At 63.8% G+C, this 24,815-nt stretch carries 19 protein-coding genes and 1 pseudogene; 8 read left to right on the top strand and 12 right to left on the bottom strand.

Annotated elements, in window-relative coordinates; translation table 11 throughout:
• Nucleotides 1-381: 381 nt before the first annotated feature.
• Nucleotides 382-1,163: pseudogene (locus tag SPYCA_RS11755) on the bottom strand (IS5 family transposase).
• Nucleotides 1,164-1,805: 642 nt separating this feature from the next.
• On the opposite strand from SPYCA_RS11755, the gene SPYCA_RS11760 reads away from it, so the two are divergent.
• Complete coding sequence (locus SPYCA_RS11760) at nucleotides 1,806-2,027, top strand: STAS-like domain-containing protein (RefSeq protein ID WP_120220624.1); 222 nt, start codon at nucleotides 1,806-1,808, stop codon at nucleotides 2,025-2,027.
• Here SPYCA_RS11760 and SPYCA_RS11765 read toward each other — a convergent pair.
• The gene (locus SPYCA_RS11765) at nucleotides 2,022-3,287 is read right to left on the bottom strand and encodes a DUF445 domain-containing protein (RefSeq protein ID WP_120220626.1); all 1,266 of its coding nucleotides are present in this window, start codon (nucleotides 3,285-3,287) and stop codon (nucleotides 2,022-2,024) included. The two genes, SPYCA_RS11760 and SPYCA_RS11765, sit on opposite strands and share 6 nt — an antisense overlap.
• 72 nt (nucleotides 3,288-3,359) lie before the next feature.
• Nucleotides 3,360-6,773 carry an efflux RND transporter permease subunit gene (locus SPYCA_RS11770; RefSeq protein WP_120220628.1) on the bottom strand — a complete coding sequence of 1,138 codons (3,414 nt, stop codon included), beginning with the start codon at nucleotides 6,771-6,773 and terminating at the stop codon, nucleotides 3,360-3,362.
• A 175-nt stretch (nucleotides 6,774-6,948) separates the two neighbouring features.
• On the opposite strand from SPYCA_RS11770, the gene SPYCA_RS11775 reads away from it, so the two are divergent.
• Nucleotides 6,949-7,770, top strand: a complete 822-nt coding sequence (locus SPYCA_RS11775) for an IS5 family transposase (protein ID WP_066114500.1) — start codon at nucleotides 6,949-6,951, stop codon at nucleotides 7,768-7,770.
• Between the two features lie 190 nt (nucleotides 7,771-7,960).
• Here SPYCA_RS11775 and SPYCA_RS11780 read toward each other — a convergent pair whose 3' ends face one another.
• The 3 genes from SPYCA_RS11780 to SPYCA_RS11790 all read right to left on the bottom strand — a co-directional run bounded on the left by SPYCA_RS11780 (nucleotide 7,961) and on the right by SPYCA_RS11790 (nucleotide 10,086).
• Nucleotides 7,961-9,148 carry an efflux RND transporter periplasmic adaptor subunit gene (locus SPYCA_RS11780; RefSeq protein ID WP_443029482.1) on the bottom strand — a complete coding sequence of 396 codons (1,188 nt, stop codon included), beginning with the start codon at nucleotides 9,146-9,148 and terminating at the stop codon, nucleotides 7,961-7,963.
• A 277-nt stretch (nucleotides 9,149-9,425) separates the two neighbouring features.
• Nucleotides 9,426-9,698, bottom strand: coding sequence for a GlsB/YeaQ/YmgE family stress response membrane protein (locus SPYCA_RS11785; RefSeq protein ID WP_120220632.1), 273 nt, complete (start codon nucleotides 9,696-9,698; stop codon nucleotides 9,426-9,428).
• Nucleotides 9,699-9,819: 121 nt separating this feature from the next.
• Nucleotides 9,820-10,086 (bottom strand): GlsB/YeaQ/YmgE family stress response membrane protein, encoded by a 267-nt coding sequence (locus SPYCA_RS11790; protein WP_120220634.1) that lies wholly within the window; start codon nucleotides 10,084-10,086, stop codon nucleotides 9,820-9,822.
• A 967-nt stretch (nucleotides 10,087-11,053) separates the two neighbouring features.
• On the opposite strand from SPYCA_RS11790, the gene SPYCA_RS11795 reads away from it, so the two are divergent.
• On the top strand, nucleotides 11,054-11,329 hold the full coding sequence (locus tag SPYCA_RS11795; RefSeq protein WP_120222307.1) for a BrnT family toxin: 276 nt from the start codon (nucleotides 11,054-11,056) through the stop codon (nucleotides 11,327-11,329).
• Nucleotides 11,295-11,579, top strand: a complete 285-nt coding sequence (locus SPYCA_RS11800; RefSeq protein WP_172595053.1) for a helix-turn-helix domain-containing protein — start codon at nucleotides 11,295-11,297, stop codon at nucleotides 11,577-11,579. The genes SPYCA_RS11795 and SPYCA_RS11800 overlap by 35 nt, the downstream gene beginning before the upstream one ends.
• Nucleotides 11,580-11,718: 139 nt before the next feature.
• Here the strand turns inward: SPYCA_RS11800 and nadA are convergent, their stop codons facing one another.
• Both nadA and SPYCA_RS11810 read right to left on the bottom strand, forming a co-directional pair.
• The gene (gene nadA, locus SPYCA_RS11805) at nucleotides 11,719-12,708 is read right to left on the bottom strand and encodes a quinolinate synthase NadA (RefSeq protein ID WP_120222308.1); all 990 of its coding nucleotides are present in this window, start codon (nucleotides 12,706-12,708) and stop codon (nucleotides 11,719-11,721) included.
• A 215-nt stretch (nucleotides 12,709-12,923) separates the two neighbouring features.
• The gene (locus SPYCA_RS11810; RefSeq protein ID WP_232003284.1) at nucleotides 12,924-15,512 is read right to left on the bottom strand and encodes a putative bifunctional diguanylate cyclase/phosphodiesterase; all 2,589 of its coding nucleotides are present in this window, start codon (nucleotides 15,510-15,512) and stop codon (nucleotides 12,924-12,926) included.
• A 203-nt stretch (nucleotides 15,513-15,715) separates the two neighbouring features.
• Between SPYCA_RS11810 and SPYCA_RS11815 the strand changes: the two genes are divergently transcribed.
• Entirely contained in the window at nucleotides 15,716-16,747 is a 1,032-nt protein-coding gene (locus tag SPYCA_RS11815) for a fatty acid desaturase family protein (RefSeq protein ID WP_120220639.1), read from the top strand.
• Between the two features lie 363 nt (nucleotides 16,748-17,110).
• Here SPYCA_RS11815 and SPYCA_RS11820 read toward each other — a convergent pair whose 3' ends face one another.
• Together SPYCA_RS11820 and SPYCA_RS11825 are read right to left on the bottom strand one after the other, a co-directional pair.
• Nucleotides 17,111-17,899 (bottom strand): enoyl-CoA hydratase/isomerase family protein, encoded by a 789-nt coding sequence (locus SPYCA_RS11820; protein ID WP_120220641.1) that lies wholly within the window; start codon nucleotides 17,897-17,899, stop codon nucleotides 17,111-17,113.
• Nucleotides 17,896-18,672, bottom strand: coding sequence for an SDR family NAD(P)-dependent oxidoreductase (locus SPYCA_RS11825; protein WP_120220643.1), 777 nt, complete (start codon nucleotides 18,670-18,672; stop codon nucleotides 17,896-17,898). Before SPYCA_RS11825 ends, SPYCA_RS11820 begins: the two co-directional genes overlap by 4 nt.
• Before the next feature lie 339 nt (nucleotides 18,673-19,011).
• Between SPYCA_RS11825 and SPYCA_RS11830 the strand changes: the two genes are divergently transcribed.
• The 3 genes from SPYCA_RS11830 to SPYCA_RS11840 all read left to right on the top strand — a co-directional run bounded on the left by SPYCA_RS11830 (nucleotide 19,012) and on the right by SPYCA_RS11840 (nucleotide 22,290).
• Complete coding sequence (locus SPYCA_RS11830; protein WP_120220645.1) at nucleotides 19,012-19,284, top strand: metal/formaldehyde-sensitive transcriptional repressor; 273 nt, start codon at nucleotides 19,012-19,014, stop codon at nucleotides 19,282-19,284.
• Nucleotides 19,285-19,293: 9 nt separating this feature from the next.
• Nucleotides 19,294-20,199, top strand: coding sequence for a CDF family Co(II)/Ni(II) efflux transporter DmeF (dmeF, locus tag SPYCA_RS11835; protein WP_120220647.1), 906 nt, complete (start codon nucleotides 19,294-19,296; stop codon nucleotides 20,197-20,199).
• A 135-nt stretch (nucleotides 20,200-20,334) separates the two neighbouring features.
• Complete coding sequence (locus SPYCA_RS11840) at nucleotides 20,335-22,290, top strand: FAD-dependent oxidoreductase (protein WP_232003285.1); 1,956 nt, start codon at nucleotides 20,335-20,337, stop codon at nucleotides 22,288-22,290.
• 193 nt (nucleotides 22,291-22,483) lie between these two features.
• Here the strand turns inward: SPYCA_RS11840 and SPYCA_RS11845 are convergent, their stop codons facing one another.
• Nucleotides 22,484-23,863 (bottom strand): L-serine ammonia-lyase, encoded by a 1,380-nt coding sequence (locus tag SPYCA_RS11845; RefSeq protein WP_120220650.1) that lies wholly within the window; start codon nucleotides 23,861-23,863, stop codon nucleotides 22,484-22,486.
• A gap of 231 nt (nucleotides 23,864-24,094) precedes the next feature.
• Nucleotides 24,095-24,709, bottom strand: a complete 615-nt coding sequence (locus SPYCA_RS11850; protein ID WP_120222309.1) for a superoxide dismutase — start codon at nucleotides 24,707-24,709, stop codon at nucleotides 24,095-24,097.
• Nucleotides 24,710-24,815: the final 106 nt, after the last annotated feature.

A 24,815-nucleotide genomic window follows, 5' to 3' on the forward strand; every position in this document is an offset into this window, starting at 1 on the left:
GAACTCCCACGGCTAATGAGCTGCATTCACCAAGCGACAAAGGTTTCAAGATACAAGGATATAATTCTGGATTTCTCGTCCTTGAAGTCCATCGGTTATAACGTAATGCCGCCGTTCGCTTCATATGTTAGAAGCCTCCTAAGAAGCGACAACGTCGATTTCGAGTATATAGAGCCAAAGTCATTTACTGCACGTAGCAGGATAGAGAACTGTGGCCTCGCCCATTTTATTAGTCACAGAAAATATCCTAAAGTCCAGCTAAATTCATCCGATCCAATACTACAGCAGTTTAAAAGTACTGATGAAGCAAGCGCGGCAAATGATCGGATTCTGAATGCCGTTCTTCGAACAGCAAAAATAAGCCGGAAAAACCTATCTGCTTTAGGCCGCGTTGACAAAAGACTTCAGCCATAGCCGCGTGGCGGCGAGGTTTAGGAAGCTCTCGAACGAGAGAAGGGTTTTGTCATATCGAGTGGCGATGCGTCGTTGCTGTTTGAGCTTTCCGAACATGCGCTCGACGCGGTTGCGGTCCTTGTAACGGCGATAGTCGGGATGCTCTGGCACCTTGCGGTTCGAGCGGGGCGGGATGATCGGCAGGATGCCCCGGGTCAGCAGGCTTTCCCGGAAGCGATCACCATCATAGCCCTTGTCCGCGAGCAGCGCCTTGGGTGTGGCGACGGGGATCGCCATCAGCGGTTCGGCAGCGGTGTAATCAGAAGCCTCGCCGCCGGTCAGGATGAAGCCGACAGGCAGTCCTTGATTGTCGCAGCGGGCGTGGATTTTGCTCGTAAAGCCGCCGCGTGATCGACCAAGAGCGTTCGCACAAGCCCCCCTTTTCCGCCCGCTGCCGAAACATGGCCGCGAACGCTGGTGCTGTCGATCATATGTTGCCAGTCGTCGGTCAGACCCAGATCGACCAGCGTTTGCAGCAGGGCATCCCAGACACCCTGTTCGGCCCAGCGCCGGAAGCGGACATAGACCGAGTTCCACTTGCCGTAGCGCTCGTGCATGTCGCGCCAAGGGCAGCCGACCCGCAGCACGTGAAGCATGCCGTTGAGAAAGCGACGATTATCGCCCGACGGCCGCGCCCAGCGACCACGTTCAGGCGGCAGCAGCGGCCCAATCAGGTCCCACTCCGCATCCGACAAATCCCCGCGACCCATGACTGATCCTCAAAAAGCAGTCTTGAATCAGAAGGAGGAGGATTTGGGAATCCCTTTTGTCAACACGGCCTAGAATGGGCACTAGACGAAATAACAGATAATGTTCTAAATCATTCGCAATCCAAAGTTGGTGGATTCATAATACATTCAAAACTGCCGTACTATAATATTATTGAATTTGTAGTTGCTGACTCTGGAATAGGTATAGGAAGGAGCCTTGGCGTTCAGGACGAGGTAGAGGCAGTTGAAAAGGCAATTCAAGAAGGTGTAACAAGAAATAACGTTAGCAATCAAGGCAACGGTTTATATGGAACTTATAGAATAGCTCTTGAATCAAATGCGCTATTTTCTCTTAAATCCTATCATGGTAACTTATATGTTAATTCCGAAGGCGAAACGCATGCACGTCGAGATCACATAACCTACCCTGGAACTCATATCCTTTGCCAGATCGATTGCGATCGGCCGGACCTGATCGAACGGGCATTTGTTTTTCGAGGAAAGCAGCATGTTCCAGGATTTGACTATGTTGAGAGAAAACTTGAAACGAAAGAAGAGGATATAAAGATACCCGCTCGCAGCATATGTAAGACTTTCGGAAGTAGAAAATCTGGCCTTGAAGCAAGAAATTACATCTTAAATATGGTTTCTGCCTTGTCAGGAAATAAAGTTGTAATTGATTTTGAAGATGTATATGTGATTAGTAGTAGTTTTGCTGATGAAGCGTTTGGAAAACTTTTTATTATACTTGGTCCAATGCTATTTATGAATACGATTGAGCTTGCCAATGCAGATTCAGCAGTTGAAGCTCTCATAAATCGCGCGATTATGCTACGAATGCAGACAGGATTAGGGGAGTCATAGCAACACATCGACCGCGTGGATCGCGACGCCGACCAGCCCGCCGACCAGCGTGCCGTTGATGCGGATATATTGCAGATCGTCGCCCACCGCATTTTCCAGCCGGTCGGTGATCGTCTTGGCATCCCAGCCGCGGATGGTGTCGGACACCAGCTTCAGCGCCGCCTCGCCATAGCTGTCGACCATGCCGACCACCGCGCGCCGCGCATAGCGGTTGAGCGTGCGCTTGATGTGCGCATCCTCGCCCAGCATCGTGCCGAACTGCGTCACCAGCTCGCCGATCCGCCCCGCGAGCATCGTGTCGGGGTTGCGCGCGGCCTTGAGCAGCGCGGCGCGGCCCTGTTCCCACAATCCGTCGAGCCAGCGCTTGACCGCCTTGTTTTCGAGCAGCTCGTCGCGCACGCGCGCGACCTTCGCCTTCACTTCAGGGTCGTGCTGCAGGTCGAGCGCCATCTTGGCGAGCCCTTCCTCGACGCGGAGGCGCAGCGGGTGCGTTTCATCGACCGCCATCTCGCTCAAGAGCTTCGACAGCCCGGCGACGATGCGGTTCGCAATACTCTCATCGAGCCCGGTGAAGCGCACGATCGCATTGCTGTTGTCGTGGACCATCTGGTGGATCAGATGCTCGTTGAGTTCCAGCGTCTTCGATCCCCATTTGACCATCGCGTCGAGGAGCGGTTGATGCCGCCCCTCGGCGAGCGCGGCCTGAAGCGCCTGCCCCAGCAGCGGGGCGACGTCGAGTTCGCGCAGCCGGTCGGCGATCGCCGATTTGACCATGCCGCCGAGCCGCTGCTGGTCGAGTGCGCCCAGCCCGTCGGCGATGATCCGTGACGCACCGAGCCGCAGCCGCCCGCCGCCCTCTGCGGGTTCGGACAGGAACCTGCCGACCGCGCCCGCGACATCGACCGCCTGCATCTTGCGCGCGATCAGCCGCGGCAGCAGGAAATTGGTGAGCAGGAAACGCGCCAGCGTGTCGCCGATGCGGTTCTTGTTGCGCGGGATGATCGCGGTGTGCGGGATCGGCAGCCCCATCGGGTGCCGGAACAGCGCGGTCACCGCGAACCAGTCGGCGAGCCCGCCGACCATCGCCGCCTCGGCAAAGGCGCGGACGAAACCGATCGCCGGATGCACATCCTGATACGTCTTGGCGCCGACAAAGACGATCGCCATGACGACGAGCATCCCCGTGGCAAGGATGCGGATGTTGGAGGGTTTCGCCGCGACGGCGACGCCGATCGGCCGGCGGGAAGCGAGGTCGGTCATGCGAACCAAATGGCGAACCGGCGCAAAGGTTGCAACCGGCGCGACCCGACGCCGCGCCGGTGGACCATCATGTCACTCTGCCGGTTCCGGGCTCGCCGCGCCGTGCGGCCGCCTGTCGTCGCCGGGCTTGTAGGTCAGCAGGTTGCGCGAGAAGAACCGGCCGAGCCGCTTTTCGATGCTGTCGGCCAGGCTGAAGCCCGCGGGCACGATCAGCAACGTCAGCACCGTCGACAGGATCAGGCCGCCGATCACGACAACGCCCATCGGTGCGCGCCAGGCGCCATCGCCCGACAGCGAGATGGCGGTCGGGATCATGCCCGCGACCATTGCCACGGTGGTCATCACGATCGGCTGCGCGCGCTTGCGCCCCGCGTCCATCAGCGCCGCGGTCTTGCCGATGCCCTTGTCCATTTCCTCGATCGCGAAATCGACGAGCAGGATCGAGTTTTTCGCGACGATGCCGAGCAGCATCAGCAGGCCGATATAGACGGGCATCGATATTTCCATGCCGGTGATCGCCAATCCTAGCAGCCCGCCAAGCGGCGCCAGCAGCAGCGACGACATGTTGACGAGCGGCGACAGGAAGCGGCGATAGAGCAGCACCAGCGTCGCGAACACGAGCAGCAGGCCCGACACCACCGCGACCATGAAATTGGTCAGCATCTCGGCCTGCCATTTGGCGTCGCCCTGGACGACCTTGCGGATGCCCTGCGGCATGTTCTTGATCGACGGCAGCGCGTCGATCTTTTTCTGCGCGTCGCCCGTCACCAGCCCCGGCGCGAGGTCGGCGCCGATCACGATGCGCCGCGTCTGGTTGTACCGACGCAATTCGGTCGGTCCCGCGCCAAAGCCGATCGTCGCGACCGATTTCAGCGGCACCGTCGTCCCGCGCGAGGTCGGCACCGGCAGATTCTCGATCGTGGCAAGCGTCCGGCGCGAATCTTCCGACAAAAGCACCCGGATCGGGATCTGACGATCGGAAAGCGAGAATTTCGCGGCGTTCTGGTCGATGTCGCCGATCGTCGCGATGCGGATCGTCTGGCTGAGCGCGGCGGTTGTCACGCCCAGCTCGGCGGCGAGGTCGAGCCGCGGCGTGACGATGATTTCGGGCCGCGGAATGTCGCCTTCGATCCGCGGCGCGCGCAGTTCCTTCAGCCCCTCCATCTCCTTGACGATCCTGCGTGCGTGGCGTTCGAGCGCCACCGGATCGTCGCCGCCAATGATGAAGGTGATGTCGCGGCCCGAAAAGCCGCCCGACTGGCTCTGGAACGACACGCGGGCGTCGGGGATCGCCGCCATCTGGGGTTGCAGGCTGCGCTCCCACTCGACGCTCGAGATGGGCCGGTCCTTCTTCAGCGTCAGAAAGGCGTTGCCGCCGCCCACTTCGACGTCATAAAAGGCGTTCTCGACCACCGGATCGTCGCGCAGGATCGCGTTGATCTGGTCGGCGATCGTTTCGCTCTGCGCCAGCGTCGATCCCGGCGGCAGCTCGTAACGGATCTGGCTGTAGTCGCTGTTCGTCGTCGGCTGGAACTGCTGCGGCAGGACGCCGAACAGCACGAGGCTCGAGATGAAAGCCGCGACGCCGATGCCGACGATCCACACGCGATGGTCGAACAGCCGCGCATAGGCGCGCTGGAGCATGAACTTCGCCCAGTTGGTAAAGGCAAAGTCGCGCATCCCCAAAGCATAGGCGAGCGCGCCGCCCAGGATCATCAACAGGCTGGTCACAAGGAAGGCGACGATCGCCGACAGCGGCGTCATCAACAGGAAGTGCAGCGCCGGGTTGGGCGCATCCTGCCCCACCGGCACCGGCTGGAAATACTGGAAGGTCAGGCCGATGACAGCCAGCCCCGCGACGATGGCGGGAACAAGGAAATAGATCAGCCGCGTTGAAAACACTTCGTAACGCGCCTTCACCACCTTTTGCTTTGAACTGTCGAGCGTGAAGGCGAGCAGCCGTTCATAGCGGTCGATCCACGGCCCATTGGCATGGTCCTGCTCGCCCTGCGCCGACAGGAAATAGGCGGCGATCATCGGCGTGATCATGCGCGCGACGGCCAGGCTCATCAGCACCGCGAACACGACGGTCATGCCGAACTGGATGAAGAATTGCCCCGACACGCCGGGCATCAGCGCGACGGGGAGGAACACCGCGACGATGGACATCGTCGTCGCGACCACCGCGAGGCCGATTTCGTCGGCGGCGTCGATCGACGCCTGATAGGCGGTCTTGCCCATGCGCATGTGCCGGACGATATTCTCGATCTCGACGATCGCATCATCGACGAGCACGCCGGCGACCAGGCTGAGCGCGAGCAGCGACAGGCCGTTCAGCGAAAAGCCCATCATTTCCATGAACCAGAAAGTCGGGATCGCCGACAGCGGGATCGCGAGCGCGCTGATCAGCGTCGCGCGCCAGTCGCGCAGGAACAGGAAGACAACGACCACCGCGAGCACCGCGCCCTCGATCATCGCCAGCATCGAGCTGCGATATTGTTCCTTGGTATATTCGGTGCGCGTGAACAGGATCTTGAAGTCCACCTTGGGGTTCGCCTTCTTGATCTGTTCCAGCTTCTTCATCGTCTCGTCATGCACGGTGACGTCCGAGGCGCCCTTGGCCTTTTCGATCGAGAAGCTGAGCACCTGCCGCCCCTTGATCTTCGCGAGGTTGCGCTGCTCGGCATAGCCGTCGGTCACTTTTGCGACATCCGCCAGACGGATCGTGCGGCCGTTGCCGATCGAAATGCGCGTCTCGCCGAGCTGGAAGGCACTGCCCGCATTGCCGAGCACGCGCACTGCCTGTTCGCTCCCGGCGATTTCGGTGCGCCCGCCCGCGGCGTTGACGTTCACCTGCCGCAATTGCTGGTTCACCTGGCTTGCCGTCAGGCCATAGCTTTGCATCCGCGCGGGATCGAGGATCACGCGAATCTCGCGATCGACGCCGCCCGACCGGCGAACCTGGCTCATGCCGGGAATCGAGAGCAATTCCTTCGCCACCGTATTATCGACGAACCATGACAGTTGCTCCAACGTCATGTCGGTCGCCTCGACCGCGAAATAGGTGATCGGGCCGCCGGCAATGTCGACGCGGACAACCTGCGGTTCAAGGATGCCGTCGGGCAGGTCGCTGCGGATCTGCGAGATCGCCTGGTTGACATCGTTATAGGCGCGGTCGATCGGCGTGCCGATCGCAAACTGCACGTTCGTTACGCTCGTGCCCTCGCTGACATAGGAGGACATTTCGTCGACCCCGCTCACGCCGCGAACCGCCGCCTCGACGCGCTGCGTGACCTGTGTTTCCAGCTCGGTCGGCGCCGCGCCGGGTTGCGATACGACAACACGAACGGCCGGGAACTCGACGTCGGGATTGTCGTTGACGTCCATCCGGTTGAAGCTGACGAGCCCCGCAAGCAACAACAGCACAAAGAGGACGATCGGCGGCACCGGATTACGAATTGACACCGCGGAGATGTTACGTAGCATTGTGCGCCTCCGAAGCGGGGGTGATTTCAACAGGGAGGTGAAACGTGAAGAAAGACTTCGTTACCGGACTAAGAGCCTGATCCGAAATTAAGTTGAGTGGTGCCAGCGGGTTAGCTTGACGCGAGCCCAAGTCGCTGATTCACGGGGTTTTGCAACAAACTTCGGGAGTTCAACGATGTGGACCGACACCACCCGGGCGCAGTATGCCCGTGCCGACCTGGCTTTGCCAAGCGATTTGACCGATGCGGAATGGGCCGTGCTGGAGCCGTTACTTCCGGGCCCTTGCTGTGTAGGGCGACCGCGCAAATGGCCGCTGCGGCGGATCATCGAGGCGATCCTGTATCTGCTGCGCGGTGGGCTGCCCTGGCGGATGTTGCCGCCCTGCTTTCCTCCGGTCTCGACGGTGCGGCGCTGGTTCTATCTGTGGCGCGACAATGGTCTGTGGCTCTCGCTCAATCACGCCCTGCTGCTGATCGGGCGGGAAGCCCTCGGGCGCGAGGCTTCTCCGAGCGCTGGGGTCATCGACAGCCAAAGCGTGAAAACCACGGAAAGCGGCGGGCCTTGCGGCTATGACGCAGGCAAGAAGATCAAGGGCCGCAAGCGACACATCGTGACCGACACCGAGGGCAATCTCGTTCATGCCGTGATCCACACCGCTGACGTGCAGGATCGCGATGGCGCGCCGTTTGTTCTGGCCGAGATCATCCGCCGTCACCCTTGGCTCAGGCACATCTTCGCCGATGGCGGCTATGCTGGCGACAAGCTTCGCCAGGCGCTGCGCAAGATCGGGAAGTGGACGGTCGAGATCATCAAGCGATCCGACCATGCCAAGGGCTTCGAGGTCCTGCCCAGACGCTGGGTGGTCGAGCGGACCTTTGCGTGGCTCGGTCGCAACCGCCGCCTCGCCAAAGACTTCGAGCAGACCATCGCATCGGCAACCGCGTGGCTGTTCATCGCCTCAATTCAGCTCTTCGTCCGCCGTATCGCAAGAGCATGAAATCTATCGCGATAATTTTGAATCAGACTCTAAAAATTGCCGCGGTTTTTGCGCTACTAAGCACGACCGGAGCCTCAGCGCAGGACTCTGGTCCTATAGTTTGTAATCCTGCCGACTTGTGGTGCATGGTTTGCCAATCGGTTCCTTGGATGTGCGGTTGAACTGCATCTGACACGAAACGCGGGCGCCTTCACTTCTTCTGCAGCACCGGCTTCACCGTGTCGCCGACGTTGAGGAAGGCGCCGGCGAGCGTCACCACCCGTTCGTTGCCGGTCAACCCCGACGCGATCGACACGCCCGCGTCGCTGACCGCGCCGACCTTGACCGCCTTGCGTTCGATCTTGTTGTCCTTGCCGACGATCAGCACATAATTGCCCTCGGGCCCGCTCTGAACCGCGCTTTCGGGAAGCAACGGCAGCTCCGCCGTGCCCGACACGAGGCGTGCATCGGCAAAGCCGCCCGGCCGCAGCACCGACGAATAGGGAATCGCGATGCGCACCGTGCCCTGGCGCGTGTCCATGTCGATGACCGGCGACACCTGCCACACCTGGCCCGGAATCTCGACGTCGGTGCCGACCGGCGTCACCGTCGCGCGCGTGCCGACGCGCACGCGGGCAAGGTCGGCTTCGGCCATCTGGGCCAGCATTTCCATCTCGCCGCCGCGCGCCATGCGGAACAGCACCCCGCTGCCCGCGCCGACGATCTGGCCGGGTTCGACCTGCCGCGTCAGCACCAGCCCCGCCGCGGGGGCGACGATGTTGAGCCGCGCGTTGCGCGCCGTGGCCTCGGCATATTGCGCCTGCGCGACGCGGACGCGCGCGTTGGCGGCGTCGCGCGTCGCGCGCTTGCGATCCATGTCGGCCTTGGAAATGAAACCGCGCGACACCAGCGCCTCGGCGCGCTCCAGCTCAGCCTGCGCCAGATTGGCATCGGCCTGCGCCACACGAATCTGCGCCGCGAGGCTCGCCGCCTGCTGCGACTGCACCGACCGGTCGATCACCGCGAGCGTCTGACCCGCGCCGACCCACTGGCCGGGCTCGACAAGCACGCGCTCGACCTGTCCCCCCTCGCCCGCAACGCCGACCGGCATTTCACGCCGCGCCGCGATCGTGCCGTTGGCGGCGATCGCCGCCTCCACCGACACGCGACCGGGAATGACCACCGTAACGCTCGGCACCGCGGCCGCTTCGCCGCCACCGGCATCGGCGGCGCCCTTGCCGCTCGAAAAGGCATAATAGGCCGCCGCCAGGGCCAGCACGATGAGCACGACGGCGACGATCAGCCGGGTGCGCTTGCGCCGGCTGTCGTCGACCTCTTCGTAAAAGCTTTGCGTCCCCGCCAGGCTGTCCATCGAATCCACTTTCCGCTCGTAGTTCACGCCGAAATCCCTCCCTGGCATCACGCGGCGTCGGTTCGGCGCGCATGGGCGCGCCCGCCCCAAAAGTCCGGCATGGCAGGACCAAAACTCTTTCGAGGTGTATTACCTAATTAAATCACCACTTGCAAGAGGCGATGCCTCGCCGTCCCGCCCGCGCCCCGGAGGGCGGTGCAGAAAGCGATCCGGCCGTGATTTCCAGTGGTTGCGCGCACGAAAAAGGGCGGCGCGCCCCATGGGCGGCCACCCTCTTGTCGTCCGGCCGACGATGCTGGAGCGGTCAGCGCACGCGCCCGCGCCGGATCAGGTTGACGACAGCGAGCAAAATGACCGCGCCGATAAACGCGGTGAGCAACGTCATCGGGTCGAAGGCGTCGCCGCGCAGATGACCGCCGCCAAGGAAGCTGCCGAACAGGAAGCGGCCGAGGATCGAACCGACGCAGCCGACGACGATATTGAGGAAGATGCCCTGCTGGGCGTCGGTGCGCATCACGATGCTGGCCAGCCAGCCGATGATGCCGCCCATGACGATTGCGATAATCCAGGTAAGCATGAATAACCCCCTACGATCTGTGATCGCCCGACTGTGCAGGCGTCCCGTTGGTAACCCAAATATCTGAAATCGCCTAGCGGAATGGCGAGCGTGCGGAGCGGCGCACGCTCGCCGTTCCGGTTCAGCGCACGCTGCCGCGGCGAATCAGGTTGATGATGCCGAGGAGCACGATCGCGCCGATAAAGGCCCAGAGCAGCCCGATCGGGCTGAAGCTGTCGAGGCTGGCCCCCATGCCGAAAAAGCTGCCGAGGAAATTGCCGAGAAATGCGCCGACAACGCCGACGACGATGTTGAGGATGATGCCCTGCTGCGCATCGGTGCGCATGACGATGCTCGCCAGCCAGCCGATGATGCCGCCCACGATCAAAGTGACGATCAAACCAACCATAATATATCCCTTCCCTGAACCGGCCGGACTGCCGATCGGCGCCGGCCCTTGCTGGAACGTTCCGCCGCAGCGGAGTCTCGCCTGGGCGATGTTCAAACAATGCCGAATGGATCGGAAAGGTTCCCGGCCGCCCCATCGGGGGCGACCGGGAAAGGGGGATCGGTTCCTGAACGGGAACGTCTCCGGGTCGCGGCACCACATAAGACAGCTGGATTTGACCGCGGTGTGACGCAGGTCACCTGTGCGCAAATAAAGCGCTCTACCAGATGGGGTGCGCCGATCGGCGGCACCGGCGGCGCGTGGACCGACAACGGCGCGGACGGCGCGCATACGAAATGGGGGCCGACATCGCTGCCAACCCCCACTATCCGGTCCTGTCCCGTGCGCCTCGCCCCGCTTCATCCCGGTCCGCCTCTCTTTCGATCGGCAGCCCGCAAAACGACCGTTGCGACGCGCGCCGGAACGATCCGGCGATGGTTTGGTCGGCCCCCTTTCGGGGGCCGGCCTCACCTGAAAAGCCCTTCATCATCTCGTCCCGCGCTTCTGCCGAAACAGCTGCGCTTCAAAAGCGATGGACTGCCTTTCAATTGCCCGATCGGGTTCGCATCAACTCGTGGGAATCGCTGCGTTCCGTGATCGAACTATCGGTCGATTTTCCTCGTCAAACCAATCCGTTCTCTTCCGGCTAGTCTTGCAACCACCCTTTATGTCCCGGCGGTCCGACGTCTCTGTCGTCCGATGATTTGAAGCTGTCACGAACGCTTTTCGACGCCAACAAAAAAACGCCGCGAAGCCCGCTTCGACCATCCGCAATTGTGGATAAGTCCGGCATTAGCAACAAGCGGATTCGGTGCCGCATTTTTGTAACAGCGTTGCCGCATTTTTGGACTCGATTATCCCGACGTCGCAGCGCGACTCGCTTAACGACTCGCTTGCCGCAACTGTGTGAATCACATATATACGACTCGTGGAGTTTGAGTTCGACCCGTCAAAGGACCAGGCCAACCGCTTCAAGCATGGACTGCACCTGACTTTCGGCGAACGGATTTTCCGCGACCCCTTCATGGCGCTGATTCCGACGCTCCGCATCGGCGATGAAGAGGAACGGTGGAAGGCTGTCGGAATGGTCGATGGCAAACTCTACACAGCGGTTCACGTCTGGCGGGGAGAGGCGGTGCGACTGATCTCCGTCCGAAGGAGCAATGCAGGTGAGCAAAGAATCTATGATCGCCATTCCGGCTGATCCGAGCGACCCGGAGGATCGCGATGTTTCCGTCGCCGGGCTGGAGCGCGCGCATATGGGCCGACGGTTTCGCATTCTGCGCCACCGACTCGGCATGACGCAGGAGCAGTTCGCCAGCACCTATGGCATTCCGCTCGCCAGCCTGCGACAATATGAAATGGCGCGCTATATGCCGCCACCGGCGGTGCGCGCCTATCTCAAGGTCATCGAAGCGGAACCGGAGGTGGTGAAGCGGGCGATGGCTGGATAGCGCGTCGAAGGTGACATTTTCAACGCCACCCCAAATCCGTTCGCCCTGAACTTGTCGAAAGGCCGCTCTTTCTCTGGCCACTGAAAGACGAAGGATGGCGCTTCGACAGGCCCAACACGAACGGGTCCAGATATAGCGGTCACGCCCGCCCCAGATCGCCCTTGCCCACGGTTCCCGACGCCATCTCCAGCATCCGGTCCAGACTCTTCCGCGCCGCGAGACGCAGTTCCTCGTCGAGTTCGATCCGCGGCTGAAGGTCGCGCAGCGCGATGTAGAGCTTTTCCATCGTGTTGAGCGCCATATAGGGGCAGATGTTGCAGTTGCAGTTGCCGTCGGCCCCCGGCGCGCCGATGAAAGTCTTTTCGGGCAGCGCCAGTTCCATCTGGTGAATGATGTGCGGCTCGGTCGCGACGATCAGCGTGTCGCCGTCGAAGCTCTTGGCGAATTGCAGGATGCCGCTGGTCGATCCGACATAATCGGCGTGTTCGACGATGTGCGGCGGGCATTCGGGGTGCGCCGCGACCGGCGCGCCCGGATGCTGCGCCTTCAGCTTCAGAAGCTCGGTCTCGCTGAACGCTTCGTGGACGATGCACACGCCCGGCCACAGCAGCATGTCGCGCCCGAACTTGCGGTTCATATAACCGCCCAGGTGACGGTCGGGGCCAAAGATGATCTTCTGATCCTCGGGGATCTGGCTGATGATCGTCTCGGCGCTCGACGAGGTGACGATGATGTCGCTCAAGGCCTTCACCGCCGCCGAACAGTTGATGTAGGTCAGCGCGATATGGTCGGGATGCTGCTCGCGAAAGCGCTTGAACTGTTCGGGCGGGCAGCTGTCCTCCAGACTGCATCCCGCGTCCATGTCGGGCAGGATGACGATCTTTTCGGGGCTCAGTATCTTTGCCGTCTCGGCCATGAACTTGACGCCGCAAAAGGCGATGACGTCGGCATCGGTTTCGGCCGCCTTGCGCGACAGCTCGAGCGAATCGCCGACGAAATCGGCGAGATCCTGAATCTCGGGCTTCTGGTAATAATGCGCGAGGATGACGGCGTTGCGATCCTTGCGGAGGCGGTCGATCTCGGCACGCAGGTCGAGGCCCGAGAGGCTGTCGCGGATGGGAGCAGTCATGGCGTAATCCTTATCTGGCCTGGCCGTGCCGCCGCCCCTACACGCTGCCCCGCCACAGGGCAATTCGCCGCGTCGGGCGGCAGGGCGCGCGGCGAGCGCGATGACGGGCGGCGTCATCGACCATGTATAGATGGTGAGGCGGATGGCGATGACAATCGCCGCGACCGTCTTTGTTCGCGGATCGTCCACGCACCCGTCGGCCGACCCGGCTTGCGTCACGCGACGCGGCGCGCGCGTCCTCGCGGCGGCACGGCACGCACGCCGATCAGTTCGTCGATATCGACCGTGGCGGCGAACTGCACTCCGGTTCGATTCTCGGCCGACCATCGCGCTTCGGCGTCGATATGGAGTCCGGCCGCGAACTCCAGCGTGAGCTGCGTTCCCGGCGGCACGTTCCACAACCCCTCGATCAGCGCGCCACGCGGCGCGATGTTGCGCACGATCGCTTCATAACGATGGCCGCCGCTGTCGACGTGGATCGTTCGGAAAACGGTGAGTCGCGGCGCGCGCGCACTCTTGTATCCCTGGGCCTCGACGCGCCCGCCCCCGGCGCGCAGCAGCGCAAGCACTTCGGCCAGCTGCATGGGCTGGCCATAGATATATCCCTGGACGTGGCTGCATCCGAGGCTGCGGACCAGCGCGAGGTCGTCGTGCGTCTCGACTCCCTCGGCGGTTGTTTCCATGTCGAGCGCGCTGGCCAGCCCCACGATCGAGGCGATGATCGCCGCGTTCATGCTGCTCTTGTCGGCCGCGCCGAGCACGAAACTCTGGTCGATCTTGATCTTGTCGAACGGCGCCTTCTTCAAATAGCCGAGCGCCGAATAGCCGGTGCCGAAATCGTCGAGCGCCAGCCGGACGCCGGTGCGTTTCAGCTTCTGGAACATCGCCAGATTTTCAGCGCTTTCGTCGAGGAAGACTCCCTCTGTGATCTCCAGTTCCAGCTGATCGGGGCGGATGCCCGCGCCCGACACCGCGTTCAAGATCGTCGCGGGCAGCGCCTCATTCGCAAACTGGCGGGGCGAGACGTTGACCGCGACGCGATAGCCGGGCCCAAGCGTCGCGATCGCGGCGCAGGCGGTGCGGATGATCCATTCGCCGATCGGGATGATCAGGTTCGATTCCTCGGCGATGGGAATGAACTTTTCGGGGCTGATCGTTCCCGCCGTCGCATGGCGCCAGCGGATCAGCGCCTCGAACCCCGAAATCCGTTCGTTTCCGACATCGACGATCGGCTGATAGAGCAGTTGCAACTCGTCCTTCGCCAGCGCGTCGCGCAGCGCATCCTCGATCGCCTTGCGTTCGCTCGCCTGGTTGTGCATCGCGTCGGCATAAAAACGATAAACGCCGCGCCCCGCATCCTTGGCGGCGTAGAGCGCGAGGTCGGCGTTGCGCACGAGCGCCGACGCGCTCAAGCCCTCGCCATCCGAAACAGCGATGCCGATTGACGAACCGATCCGCACCTGTTCGCCCTCGATCGCGAACGGCTTGGCCAGGCTCAGGATAATCGCATTGGCGATGGAGGCGATCTTGTCGGGGTGATTGATCTGCGGCAGCACGATCTGGAACTCGTCGCCGCCGAGCCGCCCGACCTGCCCCTTGTCGCCGACGATCTGGGTCAGCCGCCCGGCGACCTGCTGCAACAACTGGTCCCCGACGGGGTGCCCCAGCGTGTCGTTCACCGCCTTGAACCGGTCAAGGTCCATGAGCAGCAGCGCGCATGGCTGCGGCTGGCCGATATGCGTCCGCAGCGCACGTTCGAGCAGGTCGGTGATGTGCCGCCGGTTGGCGAGGCCGGTGAGCGTATCATAGCGTGCGAGCTGGTTGATCTCGCGCTCCGACCGTTTCTGGTCGGTCAGGTCGGTGCCGCTGCCGCGAAATCCCTGGAAATGGCCGAGTGCATTGCTGATAGGTTGGCCCGAAATCGACCACCAGCGCTCCTCGCCGGGCACGGCCGCCTGGACCGTCAGTTCCTTGAACGGCGTACGCGACGACAGGCTGAACCCCAGGGTGCGCTCTTCGCTTTCGTCGTTACCGATGCGTTTGCGGATGATGTCGGTAAAGGGTCGGCCGATCAGCTCGCCGAGCGGTCGGCCGAGCCGCGCCGCGATCGTCGGCGAGATGTAGACGAGCTGACCATCGCGATCGGTTTCCCAGAACCAGCCGCGCCCGGCGCGCTCGAAATCCCGCATCAGATTGAGCGCGCGCTGCTGCTCGCTCACCGCGCGGCGCGCCGCCGCCGTCGCGCGCCGCTGGTGGCGGACATCCTCGCGCATCATCACGATCAGCAGCGCGAGAAAGACCGCGCCCGCCAGCGCAAAGGGCCAGGACGCCGCACCGACCGCGCCGCCGAACGCCACCGCCCCGGCAAAGCTGAAGAACAGCGGCCGGACAATCGAGGCAGCCGAAGCAGCAACGAGCAACGACCCGATCTGGATTGCGACGAGGCCGTCGAAATGGCGCCCGCCGTCGGGCACCGCGATCGCGGCGAACATCGCTGCCGCATTGAACAGGGTGCCAAGCGCGACGAGCGCCGCCGAGAGCGTCGCGACCTGGCGCGCGCGCGCGGCAAGCGCGGGGGCGGGCGTGCGCATCGCCTGCCCGGTCACCGTCAGCACGGTGTCGCACATCAGCCCCACGGCCATCGTCAGCCATAGCGAAGGCCGGTCGAGAAAAGCTGCAACACCCGGCAGAATGGCAAAGGCCAAAAAGGCCAGCACGCGCCCGACCAGCACATAATGCCACAAGGTCGCGACGCGCAGCAATTGGGCGATGAATTCGGGTGAATCGAACAGCGATTCGCGCATCGCAAACTCGTCGCGTGACGGCCGGATGATGTTGCGCCGAACCCCCAATGCCTTGATCTTCCCCGCTCATTCGCCCACGCCGATCCACTGCGCGAAAGGGGGTTTCCAAAATCTTACCGGCGGCGCGTCGTTCGCGCCATTGCTGTGCCAAAACGGAAAGGCTTGGGTTTCGCTTCGCAACTTGTTATCATGGCGACGATCCGATGCCTGCCGTTCGCCTCTTTCCGCCCGACCGCTTTTTCGACCGCGCCCGATGGTCGCAAATCACGCGCCCGTCGTCGTGGCGCGGAATCTGGCTCGTCGCGCATGCCTGGATCGTCAGCATCGCGCTCGTCGGTCTCGCCGCCTGGTCGCAGAACCCGCTGGCCTGGGCATTTGCCGTGATCTTCGTCGGCGGGCGCCAGCTCGGCCTCGCCATATTGATGCACGATGCCGCGCACGGGGCGCTGCATCCCGACCGCAAGATCAACAATTTCCTCGGCCAGTGGCTGACGGGTGCTGCGGTCGGATCGGACCTCATCGCCTATCGCACCTATCACCTCCAGCATCACAAATATACGCAGCAGCCCGAAGACCCCGACCTCGCGCTGTCGAAACCCTTTCCCACCACGCGCGCAAGCCTGTGGCGCAAGGTCGTGCGCGACCTCACCGGACAGACGTTTTTCAAACAGCGCATGGCGCAGTTCGGATTCGCGCTCGTCGGCCTGAAAGCGATGCTGCGCGGCGAGGCGGGCGCAACAGCCGGTGCGAGTACCAGGGCGGGAACGCCGTTCAACAAGCAGTCCGACGACGGCATGACGTCACCGACGATCGACGTCGCGGGCGCGATGGCGGTGACGCGCGCGGTCGGACGCTTCCTTTTCGTGCAGGCGGTGCTGCTTGGGTTGTCCCTCGCGCTGTATGGCTGGACGCCCTACCTGCTCTGGCTGGCCGGATTGGCAACGACCTTCCAGCTTTATCTTCGCATCCGCAACATCGCCGAACATGCCTGCACGACCACCGGCAGCGACGATCCCTTCACCCACGCGCGCACCACCCGCGCGGGCTGGCTCGCGCGCGCGACGGTTGCTCCATATTGGGTGAATTATCACGCCGAACATCATCTGTTCATGGGCGTGCCCTGCTATCGGCTGCCGGAAGTTCACGCCGCGCTCGGCCGCGCCGGAAAACATCACGCAATGACGATCGCGCCCAGCTACGCCGCGGTGCTGCGACAGGTCACCACCGCGGCCTGAGGCTCTACACCATCATCATGGCGAGCGTGAGCAAGTCGGACCAGACGCCGCTGCCCATATTCGTTATCCGGCGAAGACCGGGCTGACGAGACGCTGACGAACAGGGAGGCGGTGTTTCGGTCAAACCCCGATCGCGCCTGGGGCCGATCGACATTCAGAAGCTGGCGAGTCGGAAATGGTGGTTTTCCGTGATCCGGAGCGCAGCGGGCTTTTGCACGCGAGCAGCGGAAGCGCACAAGGCCGCCATTTGCAGACCGCCAGAGCTGAATGGCGATTGTCCAAGAGCAGATTGCGCGAAATCTGAATCATCCGCTTCCCCGGGCGAAGACGAGGGCAGGCGGTGCAGATTTATGGCACGATGCTTTAGCGCTCGCGATATTCGGGCGCGCGTTTCTCCAGAAAGGCGGACAGCGCTTCCTTGTGATCCTCGGTCGCCGACAGGATCACCTGCTGCCGGTCCTCGATCGCCATCGCGGCGTCCAGGCTGGGCGCATCGAGGTTGAGGTTCAGCGCCTGCTTCGACAGGCGCAGCCCGTGCGGACTCGTCGCCAGCATCTCGTCGGCGAGCGCCAGCCCGCGATCCAGCAGCGCCTCCTCCGCCACGATCTCGCTCACCAGCCCGGCGCGCAGCGCGCGCTCGGCGTCGATGAAGCGCCCGGTCAGGATCATCTCGGCGGCCAAGCTCGCGCCGACCAGCCGCGGCAGGAAATAGCTCGACGCCATGTCGCACCCGCCCAGCCCGATGCGGATATAGGCGGCGTTGCAGCGCAGCGACGGCGCGGCATAGCGCACGTCCGACGCAAGCAGCAGCGACAGCCCGCCGCCGCACGCGGCGCCGTGCCCCAGCGCGATGACCGGCTGCGGACAGGCGCGCATCTTGCGATAGATATTGCCGATCCGCGTCTGCGTGCGCAGTGTGCGGAGCACCGGCGTTTCGTCGCCCGACCGATCCTCGTGAATATCCAGCCCCGCGCAGAAACCGGCCCCCGCGCCGCGCAGGATCACGACGCGCACCTCCGGCCGCTCCGCGAGCCCGCCGAAATAGGCGTTGAGTTCGTCGACCAGCGCCTCGTTCAGCGCGTTCAGCCGCGCGGGGCGGTTGAGCGTCGCGATCTCGACCGCGTCGCGCGCCTCGATCAGCAGCGCGCTCACAAGCTCTGCCCGTCGTCGATCGTGAACACGCTCCCCGTGATGCCCGCCGCGGCGTCGGAGCACAGCAGCAGCAGCGGCGCGTGCAGGTCACTCGCGGGGCGCATCCGCTGGCGCGGAAAGCTTTTCACCATCGCCGCGCCCGCGTCGCTCTCCAACAGTTCGGCGGTCATTTCGGATGCGAAATAGCCCGGCTGGATGACATTGACGCAGATCCCGCGCCGCGCCCATTCCCGCGCCAGCGCCTTGCCCAAATGGCGCACGGCCGCCTTGGTCGCGCCATAGACCGAGGTGGCCGGAAACACCTTCTCGGCGGTGATCGATCCGATCAGCACGATGCGCCCATGCTGCTTTTCGCGGCTTCCCGCCCGGTCGAGCCGTTTCGCGCCCTCGTTCGCGGTCAGGAACACGCCGCGGACATTGGCGGCGAGCAGGAAATCGACGTCTTGGGCCCACAGGCCCATCGCCATCTTCTCGGTCGCGACCCCGGCGTTGGCGACAATCGTGTCGACGGTGCCAAAGGCGACCTCGGCGGCGTCATAGGCGGCCCTGGTCGACGCTTCGTCGGTGACGTCCATGCCGACCGCGATCGCCTGTCCGCCCGCCGCCTCGATCGCCGCCACCTGCTCGGCCAGCTTGTCGGCGCGCCGCGCAGCGAGCACGACCCTGGCGCCCGCCGCCGCCAGCGCCCTGGCAAAACCTGCGCCCAGCCCCGACGACGCCCCCGTCACCAGCGCCACGCGCCCCGTCAGATCGAACTTCGGTTGCTCGGCCATGCGTCTCCCTTTCCCTGGCTTGCCCGGCCTTGGCGCCGACTGACGTTTACGTCAACCGCCCGAACCGATCGACGAAAAAGCGCCCCAAGGGGTTGACGAACGCATTTTGTTCCCTTAATGTTCTTCTCGTGCACAACGAACCTCATCCCCCGTCGCGGCTGCCAAGCGCGGCGGACGGGGGATAAAGGCTCCCTTCCCTCCCCTTCGGATCAATCCGCAACGGATCGGATAATGAAGCGGCAGCGCCGCATCTCGACCATAATGTCGGCGATCGCCCAGCTCGGGATACGCCGCCGCGCCCCTTGATCACTATGATCATATAGGATAGGGGGGTATATTATGACGCATCTCACTTCCCGCCCTGACCTCATCGCGCGCGTGCGCCGCATCGCGGGACAGGTTGCCGCCGTCGAAAAGGCACTCGCCGCCGATGCGCCGTGCGCGACGGTGCTGCACCGCGTCGCCGCGGTGCGCGGCGCGGTCAACGGCCTGCTCGCCGAGGTGATCGCCGAACATCTGAAGGACCATGTCGCGCTGCCGGGGCTCAGCGATGCCGAGCGCGCGACGGGGGCGGAAGATTTGCTCGCGGTGATCCGCCGCTACGCGAAATAGGGCGCCGCCATGTCCGACACCGCTCCCGCCCGCCATCGCCATGATTTTCTCGGCGCGTCGCACGACGACAATGCGCGGCGCACGCTGTGGGTCGTCGCGATCACCGCCGCGATGATGGTGGGAGAGATCGCCGCGGGTTACTGGACGGGGTCGATGGCGCTGCTCGCCGACGGTTTTCACATGGCGACCCATGCGGGCGCGCTCGGGCTGGCGGCGCTCGCCTATCGCTACGCCAAAAAGCATCGGCACGACCCGCGCTTCAGCTTCGGCACCGGCAAGGTCGGCGACCTCACCGGCTTCGCCTCGGCGCTGATCCTTGGCGTCTTTGCGATCGGCATCGCGGTCGAATCGACCTCGCGGCTGATCGACCCGGTGCGCGTCGATTTTGCGAGCGCAACGCTCGTCGCGGTGCTGGGGCTCGCGGTCAATATCGTCAGCGCGCTGCTCCTGATGGGCGGGCACCATCATCATCACGACCATGAGCATGGCCACGGGCACGATCACGCCCACGGCCATGACAATAATCTCCGCTCGGCCTATTTCCACGTCCTCGCCGACGCGCTGACCTCGCTGCTCGCGATCGCCGCGCTGCTCGCGGGGCGCTATCTGGGGCTCGGCTGGATGGACCCCGCGATGGGCATCGTCGGCGCGATCGTCATCGCGCGCTGGTCGTGGGGCCTGATGCGCGACACCGCCGCGATTCTGCTCGACGCCCACGACGAACGCGCCGCCGCCGCGATCCGCGCGCGCGTCGAGGCGGCGGGCGCCGAGGTCACCGACCTTCACGTCTGGCGCGTCGGCCCCGACGCGCGCGCCGCGATCGTCGAGGTCGCGGGCGCCGCCTCGGCCGCCGCGCTGCGCGAGCAGCTCGCGGGCGCCCCCGCCATCGCGCATCTGACGATCGCGGTGCGCTGATCCCGGACGCCTTATTGGCGATTCGATACAATCCGAATAGGCAGGACGGCGCTAAGAGCGCGTCGGCGTAAAGGGGGGGGGGCAAGGACGATGGCGGCACCGTTCAGTTCCGGGCAGCTCAGATTTCTGAAAGCCTTGACCGAGGCCTTGTTCGACGGCGCGGCCATGGCCATCACCCCCGATCAGGTCGTGGCCAATATCGCCGAACTGTTCGGCAAGGTCGGCGGCACCAAGCTCGACGAGATGCGCGTCTCGCTCATCGCCACCGAGATCGCGCTCGGCCCGCTGTTTGTCGAGGTCGATGTCCGGACGCGCGCCGAACGCATCGCCGACCGGCTGCGCGACAGCCGCATTGATCTGTTTCAGGACATGGGACGGCTGCGCGGCATCGTCTATGCCTGCTATTATGGCCACTGGCTGCCCGGCGATCAGGACGACAATGTCGCGAACCCCGTCCACCGCCAGATCGGTTTCGCGCTCCCCAGGTTCCGCGCACGCGGCCCGGACGACGTCCCGATCGCGCCCGTTCAGGGCCGCGAGATCGACCCCGCGCACATCCTGACCGCCGACGGTGTCGGCGACGAATATGACGTGATCGTCGTCGGTTCGGGCGCGGGCGGCGCGGTCGCCGCCTATAACATCGCGGCGCAGGGCTATAAGGTGCTGATCGTCGAAGCCGGCCCATTCTATCCCAGCCATGCGATCACCCACCACGAACTCGACATGATCGCGAATCTTTACAAGCATGGCGCGGTGCAGACGACGACCAACCGTGATTTCGTCGTCTTCCAGGGGCGCTGCGTCGGCGGATCGTCGACGATCAACAATGGTATCTGTTTGCGCGTGAACGAGCCCGGCCGCACACATCCCGACGCGCCGGACGTGCTCGCCAAATGGGCGAGCATCGGCGCACCCATCGACCGTGCCGCCTTTCATGCCAGCTATGACGCGGTGCAGGCGATGCTCGGCATTGCCCGCATCGAACCGCGCAGCGGGCGTCACAACGGCCCGCACCTGATGAACGGCTGGCGCGCCTATGCCGAAGCCTCGATCGACCCCAGGGACAAGCGCGCGGTCGCCGACTGGTTCGACAAGAACTTTGGGCCGCCGAACACGCCCAATGCCTGCGCTTATTGCGGCTATTGCAATGCGGGCTGCGCCTATGGCCGCCGCATGGGCGTCGCGCAAACCTATCTGCCGCAGGCGTGCCGCGACCATGGCGCGCGCATCCTGCCCGGCACCAAGGTCCAGCAGATATTGTGGCAGACCGCGATCGACGGGCGGCGCGAAGCCGAGGCGGTGCGACTCGTCCTGCCGGGTGGATCGTCCCGCCTCGTCCGCGCGCGCGTCGGCGTCGTCGTCGCCGCGGGCACGATCGCCTCGTCGAAACTGCTCGACCGCAGCGATATCGATCATACCGGCTATCAGGTCTCGCTCAACGTCGCCTCGCCCGTCGTCGCGCTGATGCCGCCGGGCGTCGGCGGCGATGCGTGGGACGAGGATCAGATGTCGAGCTATGTCGATTGCGGCGACTTCCTGCTCGAAAGCCATTTCCAGCCGCCGATGTCGATGGCCTCGCTGATGCCGGGCTGGTTCGCCGAACACGCCGCGCGCATGAAAAATTACGGCCGCGTCCATTCGGCGGGCATCCTCTTTCCTGCCGACCGGCGCGGCCGGATCGTCGATGGCAAGCTCAGGTTCCGTCTCGATACGGGCGACGAGCTGCCGCTGCTCCGTCGCGCGATGGCGACGCTGACCAAAGTGCATTTCGCCGCCGGGGCGCTCGAATGCTATCCCGCGCTGGCAAGGGGTCAGACGGTGACGCCCGACATGGATGTCGACGCTTTTTTCGACGCCGCGATCCGCGAACAGGATGATGTCACCCTGTCGAGCAGCCACCCGCACGGCGGCAATGCGATGAATGAAGACCCGCAGCACGGCATTGTCGACCTGAACTGCCGCGTCCACGGCACCACCAACGTCCTCGTCACCGACGCCAGCGTCTTCCCCAGCTGCATCCGCGTCAATGCGCAATGGACGACGATGGCGATGGCGCATTATGCGACGGCGCGCGGCGACCCGTTTCGGTAGCGCCGACGCCGCCACAGAGGCAAGCCATCCGCGTCCTTTGCGACTTTACGAGAAAAGGCGGACAGCGACGAATTCAAAGAACCGGTCCGCAGGCCGGCACAGCGGAACAGGGCAGGAAAGCGACAGTTTTCCGCTTGTCCTCAACCTCGTCGCCCCGGCCGAGTCCGCAATGGCGATGAAGGAAAGCGGGGGTTCAACACTCCACGACGCTGACCGCGAGCCCCCCCTTCGACGTTTCCTTATATTTGTCGCGCATGTCGCGGCCGGTTTGCAGCATCGTCGCGATCACCGTGTCCAAACTCACCACATGCGTGCCGTCGCCGATCATCGCGATGCGGCTGGCGTCGATCGCCTTGATCGCGCCCATCGCGTTGCGTTCGATGCACGGGATCTGGACGAGACCGCCAATCGGATCACAGGTGAGGCCGAGATTATGCTCCATGCCGATCTCGGCGGCATTTTCGACCTGCGCGTTGGTGCCGCCCAGCGCCGCGGTCAGCCCCGCCGCCGCCATCGAGCAGGCGACGCCGACCTCGCCCTGGCAGCCGACCTCGGCGCCCGAGATGCTGGCATTGCGCTTGTAGAGCGCGCCGACCGCGCCCGCGGCGAGCAGGAAGGTGCGCACCCCCTTCGCGTCGCCGCGGTAGCTGCGCCTGTAATAGCGGATCACCGCCGGAATGATCCCCGCCGCGCCGTTGGTGGGCGCAGTGACGACCTTGCCGCCCGCGGCATTCTCCTCGTTCACCGCCATCGCCCACAGGTTGATCCAGTCCATCATCGCCATCGGATCGGACAGATTCGCCTCATGCCGTTCGCGAATGTCGGCGGCGATCTGCGGCGCGCGGCGCTTGACCTTGAGCCCGCCGGGGAGCGTGCCGGTGCTTGAGCAGCCCGCGTCGATCGACGCGTCCATCGCGGCGGCGATTTCGTCGAGCCCCGCCTCAACCTCCTCAATGCTGCGATGAACCAGCTCATTCTCGAGCATCATTTCGGCGAAACTCTTGCCCGACGCCGCACCCATGGCGAGCAGATCGGCGCCCGAGGTAAAGGCGAACGGAAGCTCGACCTCATCCTCCGCCCCGCGGCTGTTGCGCCCCGCTTCGTCCTCGTCGACGACGAAGCCGCCGCCGATCGAGAAATACATGCGTTTGGCGAGGATTTCTCCCTCGCCATCGCGCGCGGTGAAGCTGAGCGCATTGCTGTGAAACGGCTGGCGCTGGCGCATCTGGAAATGCAGATCACGCACGGGCTGAAAGCGGACGCGCTGGCGGCCGAGCAGATAGAGGAAACCTTCGCTTGTCGCGCGGTCCCAATGCGCCTTGATCGCGGCAAGGCTGGTCGAGGCGGGGATTTCGCCGGCAAGGCCCGCGACGACCGCGGTGTCGGCGGCGTGGCCCTTGCCCGTCAGCGCGAGCGAGCCATAAAGGTCCGCCTCGACATGCACGGTTTTGCCGAGCAGCATCTGCTCGTCGAGCCAGACGGTGAAGCGCCGCGCCGCAACCATCGGCCCGACGGTATGCGAGCTGGAGGGACCGACACCGATTTTGAAGAGTTCAAACAGGCTGATCGTCATGGCGGCGCGTATAGAGGCGGCGGCGTCATGGCGATAGATAGCAGTTCAGTTTTCGTTACGGCTTCGGGGAAATCCTCCCTGTCGCGAAGCGACGGGGGAGTCGCAGACGGCGCGCAGCGCCAGCGGGACCGCCGAAGGCCGTGGAGGGGCGGCGACGTCGCGCCATAGCCCCTCCGTCAGCGCTTCGCGCTGCCGCGTCCCCATGGCTTCGCCACAGGGAGGAGCATTTTTTTACGCCGGATAGGTCCAGCTGCCGTCGCGCGCGAGATTCTCCGCCGCGAAATCCCAGTTGAGCAATTCGTCGACCACCGCGTCGACATAGGCCGGACGCAGATTCTTGCGGTCGATATAGTAGGCATGTTCCCACAAGTCGATGACGAGCAGCGGCTTGATGCCGGCGACGAGTTCGGTGCCCGCGTCGTGCGTGTCGGTTACCGACAGCGTTCCGTCGCGCGAGACGAGCCACGCCCAGCCGGAGGCGAAGTGATTGACGGCGGTTTCCTTGAGCTTTTTCTTGAGCGCGTCCAGCGACCCGAAATCGCGGTCGATCGCGGCGAGGAGATCGCCCTTGGGTTCGGTCTTCGTCGGGCTCAGACTTTCCCAGTAAAAGGCGTGATTCCACGACTGCGCCGCATTGTTGAACAGAGCCTTGTTGCCCGACCCTTCGGCGTGATGGACGATTTCTTCGAGCGGCTTGTCCGCCAGCTCGGTGCCCTCGATCGCGGCGTTGACCTTGTCGACATAGGCCTTGTGATGCTTGCCATGGTGCGTCGCCAGCGTGTCGGCCGAAATATGGGGCGCGAGCGCGTCCTGAGCGTAAGGGAGGGGAGGATGGGCGATCGTCATGGCAGTCTCCATATTGTTTTGAGATGTTTGCGGGCTTTAACTCGGTATCGCGTGCGAGGGTTGCAACCCCGTGACGGGGAAATTTTCGTATGTCCCGTCATTGCGA

Source organism: Sphingopyxis sp. FD7, from assembly GCF_003609835.1.
Classification (GTDB): Bacteria; Pseudomonadota; Alphaproteobacteria; order Sphingomonadales; family Sphingomonadaceae; genus Sphingopyxis.